Source organism: Lysinibacillus sp. NPDC096212, assembly GCF_044763105.1.
Lineage (GTDB): Bacteria > Bacillota > Bacilli > Bacillales_A > Planococcaceae > Lysinibacillus.
Genome location: NZ_JBIWFQ010000025.1, coordinates 52,128 through 64,739, shown reverse-complemented (window position 1 = coordinate 64,739; position 12,612 = coordinate 52,128). Strand labels below are relative to the sequence as shown.

Genomic DNA, 12,612 nt, shown 5'->3' with positions numbered 1-12,612 from the left:
ATGGATGCTGTCAAAATGTTGGAGCAGTACAAAAATTCTGGCGACAGAGTTGATGAAGTTTTGTTTCATACAGTTGCTAAAGAATTAGGTCGCTTACGTGTAATCATTGACCAAAAGAATTTTTCAATTGATTTAATTGGCGAACAGAAATTAGATGCACAAAAAGAAAATAAACGTCTGCGTGAAGTGCTTGAGTTTTATGCAGATTCAGATTGGTATCACCTTAAACATAACAACGAAATCATCATTTTAAATGATGCAGGTGAAAAAGCACGTCAAGCATTGGAAGGTGGAGAAAACAATTGAAATCAACAGGTATCGTTCGCAAGGTAGATGATTTAGGTCGTGTGGTAGTTCCAAAAGAATTGCGTCGTGCATTAGGGATTGATGAAGGAGATCCGGTAGAAATCTTTACAGATGGCGACAAGGTTATTTTAAAGAAGTACAAGCCTAATATGGCATGTGCTGTTACTGGTGAAGTCTCAGATGACAATCTGATTCTACTAGGTGGCAAATTGATTCTAAGTCTAAACGAGGCTAAAAAGCTTGTCACTGAGATTGAGTTAAAGTAGGTGATTCCATGCGTATAGGCTATTCTCACGCTGATGTATACGACCGTGAATCAGATTACTGGCAAGACATCGAAGATGCGCAGAATGCCCAAATTGAGGCACAAAAAAACTCGTCAAAGGGTGCAACCAATGGCGAGCATGAAAAATTTAAAAATGACACTGGTATTGTACCACAGGAGGATACGAAATGACAAAGTTTAATGTTGGAGATAAAGTTCAATTCATTGAAAACTATATGGATCATAAGGTTGGTGACGTTGTTGAAGTAATAGGATTTTGGAGTCACGGGATTGAATTTGTCGGGAAACATGGTAAAAGTAGCGCATATTACAAACGCTTTAAATTAGCAGAATCGAAACCAACGAAAAAACAACGCATAACAGCATTAGAAAATGAAGTAGCTGAACTACGTCCATTAAAGCAAGAAGTAGCTGAATTAAAGCTAATTGTTCATGAATTACGTGAACGTCCACAGTTAACGACTGTTATAAATAATGCACCACAGGAGCCTTCCACAACTAATACTGTGGAGGACATCATCGAATTTGAAGGTCAGCAATATCGCAAGGTTGATCGTGAAGCACGTGAAGGTGATGTGGTTATTTTTCATGTGAATGACACCAATCCCGAATATTCAACAGTTGGTAAACCTTATAAAGTAGCAGAGGATTTTGAGGACCATGTTCGTTTTATCGGAAATAACGGTGGTGATTATGCTGTATATACCCTTGTTCACAATCGTAGACCTGAAACTACTGATGTATACGAATTAATCGAAACCAAACCACTAACACCAAATCAACAACGTGCTGAGATTATTTTGAAGGCTAAGGAGTTTGTAGTGGAAAACAATAGCAAAATACACCCAGGTAATAACGAAAGAACAACAATTCGTTTCATTGGAAATATCACAGATAAATTAGAGTTCGTTATAAATGAAGAAAAAAGAACAGTAGTAGCTTTGATAAAAGGGGTAGCAAGTGGTGATTTGTATGCTAAAGGTATCGCCAAATGTCATCCACAAGAAGTATTCAATGAGTGGATTGGAAAAGCTATCGCACTAGGACGAGCGCTTGGTCTTGATGTGAGTGAGTTTGAACAGGCTGTGCAGCCAAGTGAGGTTGTAGTAGGACAATTAGTTGATTTTAAAAGTCATGGGGAATCTTTTATCTACGAAATCACAAAAGTAATAGGCAACCAATTATATTACAAAGGCGGTTGGTTCGAAGCTGATCGTGCAGAATTTCATCCTTTTGCAGATAAACCGATTATCCTCAACGACACTAACGCTAAATACGAGGAGGGTCAAGAGTGAATCCATTATTAGCTGAAGAACTAGATGAGCTAGACGGATATGTATTAAGTGATGCAGAAGAAACTGGACAAACATTTGAAATAACTGATTTAGATAGTTTGAATTGGGCACTACGCAAAGTACATGCATACGATGCTCAACTAAAAGAAATTCAAACGGTTGCTAATTCTGAACGTCAAAGAATTGATTCTTGGGAACATCGTGAAAGCAAAGGAATTAATGAAAGTATTCAGTTCTTCTACAATCTTATAGCTGAATACCATACGAAAGTTTTGGCTGAGGATCCAAAGAAAAAAACGTTATCTACTCCTTATGGTAAATCGAAATCGACAACTTCCAAAGCCCAACCGGATAAGGTCGATGAAGAACAGCTCATCATTTTTGTGGAAGATAACAAATTACCGTTTGTCGAAAAAGTGCCAAACCTTAAATGGGGTGATTTAAAGAAAACTCTTAAAATCGTTGAAAAAGACGGAGAACAAATCGTTGTCAACGAAAACGGTCAAGTCGTTCCAGGTGTAGCAGTAAAACCACAAACTACTACTTTTAAAGTAGAAATATAGGAGGAAAAACACTTGAAAAAATTACTTAATCAAAAAGAACAACATTATGCAGATACACGTGAAGAGGCAGAAGAAATCGTAGTAGCTGCTAAAGAAAACGAAGCACTTATCATGTATAAAATCAACGAGAAATACAACAAATACGGTCAGTATTTCTTAGTGGACCTAACTTATCAATACGGCACTCCTAAAGAGGTTATGGAAGGTAAGCCAAAAGATGATGCTCCAGATGGCCAAATGAGCATTGAAGAAGTACATGAAGGTGTACCATATACAGTCAATCAAGATGGCAGTGTAACAGTGGAAAATACTGATGAAGAATTGCCGGAGTTCGAAGATCCATTTGCAAATGTAGAAGTGAAAAATGAAGTCTCTGATGAGAAAGTGCCATTTTAATAGTAAAGGAGTGTGGAAGGCAATATGAAAGTTTCAAATGCAACTGATATACAAATAGATGCTTCAACGTTTTTACTTTATGCTCCACCTGGCATGGGCAAAACGTCTACAATCAAATATTTAGAAGGTAAAACGCTATATGTTCCACTTGATAAAACGCATTCGGTTTTAAAGGGGTGCGAGAATATCGACATTGTGGATTTCAATAGCCACCAGGCATGGGAAGAGTGGAATGCTCTTATGCGAGATTTAGCACGTACCGACTTATCAAAATATGACAATCTTGTGTTTGATAATATATCAGAATTAACTCGTTCTATGTTAGGTAATTTAGGGCGAGACGGTAAAAACAACAGAGTACCATCGATGGCCAACTATCAACAAATTGATTTTTTCATCATTGATAGTGTTCGTTTTATTCAAACATTAGGAAAAAGAGTGGTATTCACTGCATGGGAAACAACTGATAAATGGGAGTTGCCAAGTGGTCAAGCTGTTAACCGTTCATATCCAGATATGCGAGACAAGATTTTGAATAACTTCATGGGCCTATGTCACGTAGTCGGCAAATTAGTTATCAATCCAGAAACACAAAAACGTGGATTTATTTTAGAACCATCTGATTTTTTATTCGCTAAGAATCAATTGGATAATCGAAAAGCATGTTCGCAAGAAGATATTTTTAAAGTTGGCCATGTGCCATCCACAGATTATAAACAACAACAGGGGGAAAATAAATAATGGGATTTGTAATTGATTTTAATGAGGAAAATACTTCAAAGGGCTTTGAATTAGTAGCAGAAGGTAAGTACGAGGCAACTATCGCCGACGCAAAGGTAGATGTTTACGATGGTAATCCAAATATCGGGTTTGATGTGTTAATTCGTTCTGATGTTAACCAACCTCATCAAGGTGTATTAGTTCAATATAACACTTTATATTTAACGAGTACTGTATCTGAGTACAAAGAAAGTACAGAGCAAAAACGAAACTCATTCTTGGTAGCGTGTGGGTATAAAGGTCAGCAAAAATTAGATTTAGATGAAGTTGTTCGAAACATTGTTGGGAAATCTGTGTTGGTTTACATTAAGCACAAACCGAGTAAAAAAGACCCGAACCAAAAGTTTGCAAATGTTTCGTTTGTAGCTGAATCAAAAGTAAATCCTCCTCAACCTAGTGAGCCTCCAATCGTGGTTGGCGAAGATGATCTTCCATTCTGATAAAAACTTAATAGAGAGGTCTATTTCGATGGACTTCTCTTTTTTATACCCAAAAACAGCAAATGAGGTGAGAAAAAGTGTACGGGGCAATACCGGAAGAACTTAAGGAACTAAAACAGTGGTGTTGCTTTAAGCTACAACCACGTGAAGATAAAATGACGAAAATCCCGGTGAGTGCTTATGATGGCTCTCCAGCAAAGAGTAATGATGAAAATACTTGGTCAGATTTCGAGACAGCACTAGAGGCTATCAAAAAATTTAATTTAGATGGTTTAGGCTTTTTCTTCAAAGCACCTTATTTTGGAATTGATATTGACGGTGTGAAAGAAGAAATCGAAAGATATCACAATGATGATCATGACAATAATATCGTTTCAGAATTTATCGACATGATGTGCAGCTATAGCGAAATTTCGGTTAGTGGAACAGGTATCCACATTATTGCAAAAGGTGAATTGCCAGAGGGTGCTCGTAGACGTGGAAACATTGAAATGTACGATAGTGGTCGTTTCTTCGTCATGACAGGTAATCAAATAGGGACATACACTCGTGTGGAAGAGGATGAGTTCAACAAAATCAATTACCTCCACAATAAATATTTGCATAAACCGAAAGTGCCAGAAAGCAGAAATGAAATAAATGAATCTCATGGTACTAAATTCACCGAGGATGAGCTTATAAACATTGCTACGAAGAGCAAGATTGGTGGCCGTTTTCAAGTATTTATGGATGGTGGTTGGGAGCAATTCTACAGCTCGCAATCCGAAGCAGATATGTCATTCTGTAATGATTTAGCTTTTTGGACAAATTGTGATTACTCAATGATGGATAGTATTTTCCGTCGTTCATCTCTTATGCGTGATAAATGGGATAGAAAACAAAATTCCTCAACGTACGGAGACGAGACATTAAGAAAGGCAATTGCAGATTGTACAAATACGTTTGACCCAGAACCACGAAAAGATGGAGATTCAGATGTTTTTTCACTAGAAGGTAATACAAAAAAAGTTGAACGGAAATATTACAGTTTTGATGATACAGGAAATGCTCAGCGTTTAAGAGATGCATATGGTGATCACATTCGTTATTCGTACATTCGTAAAAATTGGTACTACTACGACGGGAAGATATGGCAAATTGACCAGGAAGGCATGATTAAAATGTTGGTTGATAAAACAGTCGAAAAAATGAAAAACGAAGCGCTTTTTATTCCAGAGGAAGCAGATGAAGAAGAGGTCCGAAAGAACTTCATAAAACACATCAAAGCAACTCGAAGCAGCAAAGGTAAAACAAATATGTTGAAAGAAACAGAACATTTAACATCGGTAAAACCTTCACAGTTCGATAGTGATATTGATTTGTTCAATGTACAGAATGGTTACTTAGATTTAAAAACATCTACATTAATGGAACATGACAAATCAAAGTATTTCACAAAGATTTCGAACGTGGAATTTACGGACAAGATCGGTTGCTCTTTATGGCTTGAGTTTTTAGATCAAATATTTGATGGAGACAAAGCTTTAATTGATTACATGCAACGAGCTGTAGGTTATTCGTTATCAGGTAGCACCCAGGAACAAATGATGTTTATTTTGTACGGGAATGGTCGTAATGGTAAATCGGTTTTCTTGGACATAATAACCGAAATGTTCGGTAGCTACGCGACAAATATTCAACCGCAGACGATCATGGTTAAACAACAATCTAGTGGAGCAAATAGTGATATTGCTAGATTGGCCGGAGCGAGATTAGTTACTACTACAGAGCCTAATGAGGGTGTTCGGTTAGATGAAGGGCTAGTTAAACAGTTAACTGGTGGTGATAAGGTTACAGCTCGCTTCCTTTACGAAAATGAATTTGATTTTGAACCACAATTCAAACTGTGGATGGCTACAAACCATAAACCGATTATTCGCGGCACTGATGATGGAATTTGGAGACGTCTTGCAATTATTCCGTTTGTAGTACAGATTCCGGAAAACAAAATTGACTACAACTTAACTAATAAGTTGAAACGTGAAATTACTGCAATTTTAAACTGGGCTGTTGAAGGATATTTAAAATGGCAAAAGGATGGTTTAAAAGAACCTGAAATTATTAAGCAGCAGCGCCAAGAGTATCGTGTTGAAATGGATAGTATCGAGTGCTTCATTGAGGAATGTTGTATAAAAGCTCCTCAATTTCGAGTGCCAGCTAAAACTCTTTTCAATGAATATAAAAATTGGGCAAGCGACAACGGTCAGTATATGATGTCGAGTACAAAATTTGGTCGTGAAATGGGAAAAAAATTCAACAAAATCAAAACAAATGGAACAATGCATTATGCAGGTGTACGACTTTTGGAAAAGTATGACACTGGTTTCTTCAAAACAGATGACTAGAGGGAGAGTTTAGGGAAGGTTTAGGGATAGTTTGAAACTCAACCCTCCCTGAATCCAAAAGTGGCTTGAGCCCTTATTTAATAATACTTTTTTTATGATTTTGATTCTATCTTAAGGATAAAAGGGATAGTAGGGATAGTTTTTATAGTAAAGTAGGTAATTTATTTTTAAAAAATATATATAGAGAAGTTTATGAAAAATGGGTTCAAACCCTCCCGACTGTCCCTAAAAGATATTTTACGAGGTGAAAAATGAATATAAAAGCGATTGAAACAGTTTACAAAGGTTATAGATTTCGTAGTCGTTTAGAAGCTCGTTGGGCAGTTTTCTTCGATGCACTAGGTATTGAATGGGAATATGAAAAAGAAGGCTACGATCTTGGTGAATTTGGTTGGTATCTTCCTGACTTTGAAATAAAACTAGCTAATGGTGATGAATGGTTTGTTGAAGTCAAAGGAAATATGAATGACGAGTTTGGTATAAGAAAAGCGCTTTATCTAGACGATCATAGTGATCAATTAAGAAAAAAAGGCGTAATGATGATGTCAAAATTTGAGCATGCTTATTATTTCTGCGATGAAGATGGACCTGATTTTAATAAGTCTTGGATAGATATGAAGCGTTTTGGTGTTGATTTTGAAACGTATAACAAAGCTGTAGATAAAGCTAAACAAGCTCGATTTGAACATGGAGAAATGCCATGACTCAGGTCTTAAAAGTTTTAAGCGAGATATGGAAATCGGGTGCTGGGATTGTTGTTTTGCCAGACAAATCACTGAAGTTAGAAAACTATCAACTTGTCCCAAATGCAACATTAAAAGCAGCTGAACCGATATTTAATCAAATTGAAGATTGGTTCAAATCATGGGAAGGTGCCGATGGAATTAATCAAACTATGCAAAAGATGGTGCATCAAGCTTGTGGATGGCAACACAACCCAAAGTTGAATGAATGGATATGCGAGGACGTTGATGCATTGATGTTGTTCATGGAGTGGCAAGAGGAGCTTGCTAAAAACGGGTGGAACGATATTTACGAAGACTATCGACAATTTGAAAATGAAGCTTCAAATGTCATGAAGAAAAAATTGTACGAAAGTGCCGTTTTATACGCTAATCGAAATAAGTGATTTACAGGCGATTTAACGAGAGTTTGAGTAAAGGTGATAAATATATCAAACTCGTAATTAGAACGTCTGTACGGTGCTTTTAATGAGTAAAAACAAGGAGGTTAAGAGAATGAGAGAGATTAATCTTGTAGAAGGAATAAAAATCAAGCATTACAAAGGTGGTATCTACACAGTTATTGGTATAGGAACTGATTCCGAAACAGGAGATGAAGTTGGCATATATCGCAACGATATTGATAATCGTATCTGGGTAAGGCCTATAGATATGTTTTATGAAACTGTACGTTATAAAGGTGAATGGGTGCCACGTTTCAAAGTTTGTGAAGGTGATTCTAAATGATCCATTATCACTATAGCGACACTGAACTAAATAAAATCCTAAAAACAATGACAATCGTGGTTGATACTCGAGAACAAGTAAACGGCCATATCATGGATTATTTACGCAGCAAGGATGTACCAATCAAATTGAAAAAACTCGACACTGGGGATTATGGAGCAATGATTCCTAAAAATGAAGAATTAGGCATCATGCGAGATATTTATTTAAACAGTCGTGTAGAGAGAAAAGCTAGTGTAGATGAGATTGTAGGCAACTTATGTAAGGACGAGCGTACTCGATTTGAAAATGAATTAATTCGAGCGCAAAACATACCGTTCACAATCTTACTTGAAGATCCAGAAGGCTACAAAAAAATCATAAATGGAAACTACAGAAGTAGATACGAACCACTTGCATTACTAGGCTCGTTGAATACTTTCAAGGCTCGTTATGGCTTTGAAATTGTCTACTTAGATAATAAGTTTAGTGGGAATTTTATTTACTACCATTTCTATCATCAAATGAAAAATTACCTGAAACGAGGTGCTTTCTAATCATCATGAACATGCGCAATGGGATTCCTATTGTTCAGTCGGTGAAAAAAAAGAAACCACAGGATAGATTGTGGAAGGCCAAACCCAATCCATTTACAAAGTATATCGAAATGTTTATGACGGTTGATGGATGCGAAGTAAGTATAATCATGCCTTACGATTTCGAATGGATTCAACAGTATTTAAATGAGGGATGGATTGAGAGAGGAGTGTGGGATGTAGATGAATGCAGACATGCTCAAGAAGCGTATTGAAATATTGAAGAAAATCAATGTACTTTCAGACAAGTGTAATTGTCAAACAGCTATTGAATTTCAAAATTGCTCTAACTGTAAACAAATTGCAAAGTACGGTCAAAGGTTGCTTTGTTTAGTAAATAAAAGACAAGCTTCTAAATTTCTAGACTTAGATGATCATGCACCTGTTAAAAATCCAATGGTTCAATTAACGAAACAACAATATTTGAAACTAAAACATGAAAATAAAAATGATAAAGAAATTGCTGCAATATGTAATGTATCACCAGGTACTATTCAAAATTGGAAGAAAGCAAAGGGTATTGAAATTGAGCGTACTAAAAGAAAGAGGTATAAGAAAAATGTCAATTGAAGATGAGATTTTAGCAAATCCAGTATTACGTGAGGTTCGTGATTTACTCGAAAATCAAACAGCAAAAGGTCTTGCTAAGTATGGAACAACGGTCAACCCAATGGATTACACAGCTATCGAATGGATTGAACATGCTAGACAAGAGTTAATGGACGAACTTGTTTATTTGACAGTTTTAAAACAGAAAATGGAGGAAATGCAAAAATGAATGAATTAATCAAACAAGTAGAACAATGGTCAATCAATAAGGGATTAGACAAAGCCGAATCTAGTAAACAATTTTTGAAAGTAGTAGAGGAAGTTGGTGAAGTTGCGGCAGCACTTGCGCGTAATGATAAAGACTCGTTGCGTGACGGTATTGGTGATGTAATCGTAACGATGATTATCCTTGCACAACAAAACGATATGGACATTCACGAATGCTTAAATACAGCCTATGACGAAATTAAGGGGCGTACAGGAAAAATGGTTGATGGTGTATTCGTAAAGTCTAGCGATTTATAAAATTCATAATAGAGGAGTATTAACATGAAAATCCCTTGGCATAAACGGATTTACGCATTATACAAAGGTGAACAGTTTATTGCAGAAGGAACGATAAGAGAGATCTGTAGAGAGACGGGTAAAACAATTGATTTCTTGAAATACATGACTTGTCCAATATATGAAAAGCGAAGTGAAAACGGTAAAAATCGATTGAAAATGATTTCTTTAGATGATTCAACGAAAGATTTTGTTCAGTAAAAGAAACATTATACAGAGTAAATTAAGGGGTGTATTTATACAAGTGGAATATATCGTAAAAGTACCTAAAAAGTATAATTCTTCAAAATGGAACAATATGAGAGTCAAAGTAATACAAGATGATGGAACACATGCAATTACAGAAAATAAAAAAAGGAAAAAATTAAGATTTAATAAAAAATGGCTAATTCCAATGAACCAATAAATAAAAGCGCCGTAACTCAGAATCACGTTAAGGAGGGAAAAGTAAATGGAATTGAACACAAGTGAACGCCGTATTAACCAAGAGGTTTTGGAGGTTTTTGAAAATGCTAAGTTGAAGTATGCCATTGAAGAAGTAACGAAATCGTATCGTTATCAACTGATTAAGTTAGCTGACGCAGCTGAACATTTAGGTCCAACAGGGTTTAAGGCAATGGTTGAAGCCTTAGAGCCATTTCTTGAAAAAATCGAAGAAGGAAGAATCAACGGTGGTAAAACTTCTGGAAATGATTACATTGTTATCAATCGTGATGAACCGTATATCAACGAAATCATTAAAATATTGGCGAATAATGGGCATTGGGATGGAGAAGTATTAGGCGAATGTGGTTGGTGTGGTACCGAAACCCATGAATTAAGTGGCCCGCATTTACTTGATTTTGTTCCTGGCGAAAGCATGTGTCGTAGTTGTTGGGATTTTGACCGTGAAAGTTATTTAGGTTCGTTAGGTACAGATATTGGGGAATTTAAGCCGAGAGGGAGCAAGTGAAATGGGAGCAATTAAACGAACTATTGATAAATATTGTCGTGCTACAAACAGTAAATTACTCGGATATGACACTGGCTATTTTTATTTCATCGACAGCTGGGGAGAAGAAAAAAGATACAAAAGAAAACAGTTATTTCGTGAAGTTAGTCTGTTTGAGTAGTTACACATTCTATTAAAGTTACTGAACATTTTGAGGGAAATAATCCAACACCTTAAAACAATATCGATTACCAGTGGAGAACCGATGATGTCTAAGAAATCCGTTCAAAATATAGAAACAAGGTAGGTGCTGCACATGCCTACGTTATCGCGTAGTGAAATACAGAACATCGAGAAATATTGGATTGAATATGAACAATATAAGAAGAAATTACAATACCGTGAGTGGGAGTTGTTGCATCCACATAATACAGGCGGTGAGATGGTCGGTGGTCGTAGTAATACGATTTCCGATACTACAGCGAAGAAAGCCATGGTACTAGCTAACGATGCTTATTATCAAAACTTAAAACGCATCATCAAGACTGTGGAAGACCTATATAGCGAGTTAGATGAGGATATGCGAACAATAGTAGACATGCGCTATTGGGATAAAGACGGCTGTTATGAATGGGAGGACATAGCTGACAAGTTGTACATTTCACGTCATAAGGTATTACGTAAACGTAACATCTTAATAGATAAAACAGCTGAAAGGATTGGTTGGGTGTGATTGCTGAAAAGAAAATATTAGATGCCTGTTGTGGCAGTAGAATGTTTTGGTTTGATAAAGAGAATGGCGACACACTTTTCATGGATGAACGCGAATTAGAAACTGAATTATGTGATGGTCGTAAGTTAATTGTTAAACCTGACATTGTTGCCGATTTTAAAAATATGCCATTTGAGGATGAATCATTTTACTTAGTTGTATTTGATCCACCTCATTTATTAAAGGCTGGTCAAAATTCATGGTTGTCCAAGAAATACGGAAAGTTAAATGAGGATACATGGCAATCCGATATCGCTGAAGGATTTAAAGAATGCATACGAGTTTTAAAGACAAACAGCACATTGATTTTCAAGTGGAATGAGGACCAAATACCTTTGAAAGATGTACTAAAATGTTTTGATAGAAAGCCATTGTTCGGTAATAAACGAAGCAAGACACATTGGTTAGTATTCATGAAATAACTGCAACTGTAAAAGTGAACTTGTTAACACCAGGGAAGTTCGCAAAAATCTGTAGTAAATTGATATTGTGAAGTAATAACAAAAGCGCACGGAAATGCGTTAACAAATTGCATTACAAATATAAGCACGTTCGCTTGTACGTGTGTTTCGCAAACAAGCATGAGAGGCTACTAAATTGGTAGTCTCTTTTCTGTGTATCAGATTTATATTATTGGCATGAGCTTCCATTTACACTATGATTAGTGTGAAGGGTGGTGAGTAGCATGAGAGTAGAATTGTATTTAGCAAGCGGGAAGCATTATTATATGGAATGCAGTTTAGAGGAATTCACTTCTGATTTCTTAGGTCCAGACGGTTCTTTTAAAGATAATGTAATAGGAATTTCAAAAGACAACAAGGAAGATGCACCATCAATTTTGATTTATACTAAACACATTGTATCTATTGAAGAAGTCGAAAAATAATTAATACATAAAGTCGTACTCATTTGAGTGCGGCTTTTTATTATGCCTTGAAGACTGTATCAAACAGCCAATTAAATAATAAAGGACTAGTTTACGGGTGAGTAAGTATCTCAGGAACATTAGATACCGAATGAGACTGGCAGGTACTAGTAACCGATAGGGCGGAGTTTGATGCAGTCTTGAAGATATAAGAGAGGGCGATTAAATGGATAAAGAAGCAGTTTTAAAACCATTAGAACGATTAATCACTTTACTATCTAATACCGAATATGAATCAACAGTATTAGAAATTAAAAAAGAAATTGAATCTATCTGGGATGAAGAAGAGTTTCAATTTTACGCTAATAATATTTGGGATTAATCCTAAGTCGAAAGCTAAACAGACTATAAAAGCTAATGAGCAAAACAATATGGAT

General features: G+C 36.1%; 25 protein-coding genes. All 25 read left to right on the top strand.

What is annotated here, in order from left to right:
- On the top strand, positions 1-306 hold the full coding sequence (locus ACIQ7T_RS20910; RefSeq protein WP_402873204.1) for a hypothetical protein: 306 nt from the start codon (positions 1-3) through the stop codon (positions 304-306).
- Positions 303-572 (top strand): AbrB/MazE/SpoVT family DNA-binding domain-containing protein, encoded by a 270-nt coding sequence (locus ACIQ7T_RS20905; RefSeq protein ID WP_402873201.1) that lies wholly within the window; start codon positions 303-305, stop codon positions 570-572. Before ACIQ7T_RS20910 ends, ACIQ7T_RS20905 begins: the two co-directional genes overlap by 4 nt.
- Before the next feature lie 8 nt (positions 573-580).
- Positions 581-763 carry a hypothetical protein gene (locus ACIQ7T_RS20900; RefSeq protein ID WP_402873198.1) on the top strand — a complete coding sequence of 61 codons (183 nt, stop codon included), beginning with the start codon at positions 581-583 and terminating at the stop codon, positions 761-763.
- Positions 760-1,887: a bZIP transcription factor gene (locus ACIQ7T_RS20895; RefSeq protein ID WP_402873196.1), complete on the top strand. Its 1,128-nt coding sequence runs from the start codon at positions 760-762 to the stop codon at positions 1,885-1,887. The genes ACIQ7T_RS20900 and ACIQ7T_RS20895 overlap by 4 nt, the downstream gene beginning before the upstream one ends.
- Positions 1,884-2,450, top strand: a complete 567-nt coding sequence (locus tag ACIQ7T_RS20890) for a host-nuclease inhibitor Gam family protein (protein WP_402873193.1) — start codon at positions 1,884-1,886, stop codon at positions 2,448-2,450. Before ACIQ7T_RS20895 ends, ACIQ7T_RS20890 begins: the two co-directional genes overlap by 4 nt.
- Before the next feature lie 12 nt (positions 2,451-2,462).
- A complete protein-coding gene (locus ACIQ7T_RS20885) occupies positions 2,463-2,846 on the top strand; it encodes an organic solvent tolerance protein OstA (RefSeq protein ID WP_402873191.1) in 384 nt (127 codons plus the stop codon).
- A gap of 24 nt (positions 2,847-2,870) precedes the next feature.
- On the top strand, positions 2,871-3,587 hold the full coding sequence (locus tag ACIQ7T_RS20880) for an AAA family ATPase (RefSeq protein WP_402873188.1): 717 nt from the start codon (positions 2,871-2,873) through the stop codon (positions 3,585-3,587).
- Positions 3,587-4,066: a DUF669 domain-containing protein gene (locus tag ACIQ7T_RS20875; protein WP_402873185.1), complete on the top strand. Its 480-nt coding sequence runs from the start codon at positions 3,587-3,589 to the stop codon at positions 4,064-4,066. The genes ACIQ7T_RS20880 and ACIQ7T_RS20875 overlap by 1 nt, the downstream gene beginning before the upstream one ends.
- 77 nt (positions 4,067-4,143) lie before the next feature.
- Complete coding sequence (locus ACIQ7T_RS20870) at positions 4,144-6,450, top strand: phage/plasmid primase, P4 family (RefSeq protein WP_402873182.1); 2,307 nt, start codon at positions 4,144-4,146, stop codon at positions 6,448-6,450.
- Positions 6,451-6,701: 251 nt separating this feature from the next.
- Complete coding sequence (locus tag ACIQ7T_RS20865; protein WP_402873179.1) at positions 6,702-7,154, top strand: PDDEXK family nuclease; 453 nt, start codon at positions 6,702-6,704, stop codon at positions 7,152-7,154.
- Positions 7,151-7,579: a hypothetical protein gene (locus ACIQ7T_RS20860; RefSeq protein ID WP_402873176.1), complete on the top strand. Its 429-nt coding sequence runs from the start codon at positions 7,151-7,153 to the stop codon at positions 7,577-7,579. Before ACIQ7T_RS20865 ends, ACIQ7T_RS20860 begins: the two co-directional genes overlap by 4 nt.
- A 109-nt stretch (positions 7,580-7,688) precedes the next feature.
- Positions 7,689-7,919, top strand: coding sequence for a DUF1653 domain-containing protein (locus tag ACIQ7T_RS20855; protein WP_402873174.1), 231 nt, complete (start codon positions 7,689-7,691; stop codon positions 7,917-7,919).
- Positions 7,916-8,455 (top strand): ERCC4 domain-containing protein, encoded by a 540-nt coding sequence (locus ACIQ7T_RS20850; protein ID WP_402873172.1) that lies wholly within the window; start codon positions 7,916-7,918, stop codon positions 8,453-8,455. Before ACIQ7T_RS20855 ends, ACIQ7T_RS20850 begins: the two co-directional genes overlap by 4 nt.
- Before the next feature lie 5 nt (positions 8,456-8,460).
- Complete coding sequence (locus tag ACIQ7T_RS20845; RefSeq protein ID WP_402873170.1) at positions 8,461-8,709, top strand: hypothetical protein; 249 nt, start codon at positions 8,461-8,463, stop codon at positions 8,707-8,709.
- On the top strand, positions 8,678-9,064 hold the full coding sequence (locus ACIQ7T_RS20840; protein ID WP_402873168.1) for a helix-turn-helix domain-containing protein: 387 nt from the start codon (positions 8,678-8,680) through the stop codon (positions 9,062-9,064). The genes ACIQ7T_RS20845 and ACIQ7T_RS20840 overlap by 32 nt, the downstream gene beginning before the upstream one ends.
- Positions 9,054-9,272, top strand: coding sequence for a hypothetical protein (locus ACIQ7T_RS20835; protein ID WP_402873166.1), 219 nt, complete (start codon positions 9,054-9,056; stop codon positions 9,270-9,272). The genes ACIQ7T_RS20840 and ACIQ7T_RS20835 overlap by 11 nt, the downstream gene beginning before the upstream one ends.
- The gene (locus ACIQ7T_RS20830) at positions 9,269-9,568 is read left to right on the top strand and encodes a MazG-like family protein (RefSeq protein ID WP_402873164.1); all 300 of its coding nucleotides are present in this window, start codon (positions 9,269-9,271) and stop codon (positions 9,566-9,568) included. Before ACIQ7T_RS20835 ends, ACIQ7T_RS20830 begins: the two co-directional genes overlap by 4 nt.
- Before the next feature lie 24 nt (positions 9,569-9,592).
- Positions 9,593-9,808, top strand: coding sequence for a hypothetical protein (locus ACIQ7T_RS20825; RefSeq protein WP_402873161.1), 216 nt, complete (start codon positions 9,593-9,595; stop codon positions 9,806-9,808).
- 43 nt (positions 9,809-9,851) lie between these two features.
- A complete protein-coding gene (locus tag ACIQ7T_RS20820; RefSeq protein ID WP_402873158.1) occupies positions 9,852-10,013 on the top strand; it encodes a hypothetical protein in 162 nt (53 codons plus the stop codon).
- Between the two features lie 45 nt (positions 10,014-10,058).
- Positions 10,059-10,559: a hypothetical protein gene (locus tag ACIQ7T_RS20815; RefSeq protein WP_402873155.1), complete on the top strand. Its 501-nt coding sequence runs from the start codon at positions 10,059-10,061 to the stop codon at positions 10,557-10,559.
- A 1-nt stretch (position 10,560) separates the two neighbouring features.
- A complete protein-coding gene (locus ACIQ7T_RS20810; RefSeq protein ID WP_402873152.1) occupies positions 10,561-10,719 on the top strand; it encodes a hypothetical protein in 159 nt (52 codons plus the stop codon).
- Positions 10,720-10,854: 135 nt separating this feature from the next.
- The gene (locus tag ACIQ7T_RS20805; protein ID WP_402873149.1) at positions 10,855-11,271 is read left to right on the top strand and encodes a transcriptional regulator; all 417 of its coding nucleotides are present in this window, start codon (positions 10,855-10,857) and stop codon (positions 11,269-11,271) included.
- Positions 11,272-11,312: 41 nt separating this feature from the next.
- Positions 11,313-11,732 carry an SAM-dependent methyltransferase gene (locus tag ACIQ7T_RS20800; protein WP_402873239.1) on the top strand — a complete coding sequence of 140 codons (420 nt, stop codon included), beginning with the start codon at positions 11,313-11,315 and terminating at the stop codon, positions 11,730-11,732.
- Positions 11,733-11,995: 263 nt separating this feature from the next.
- Positions 11,996-12,196: a hypothetical protein gene (locus ACIQ7T_RS20795; protein WP_402873147.1), complete on the top strand. Its 201-nt coding sequence runs from the start codon at positions 11,996-11,998 to the stop codon at positions 12,194-12,196.
- Between the two features lie 205 nt (positions 12,197-12,401).
- Positions 12,402-12,557 (top strand): hypothetical protein, encoded by a 156-nt coding sequence (locus tag ACIQ7T_RS20790; protein WP_402873144.1) that lies wholly within the window; start codon positions 12,402-12,404, stop codon positions 12,555-12,557.
- The last annotated feature ends 55 nt before the right edge of the window (positions 12,558-12,612 follow it).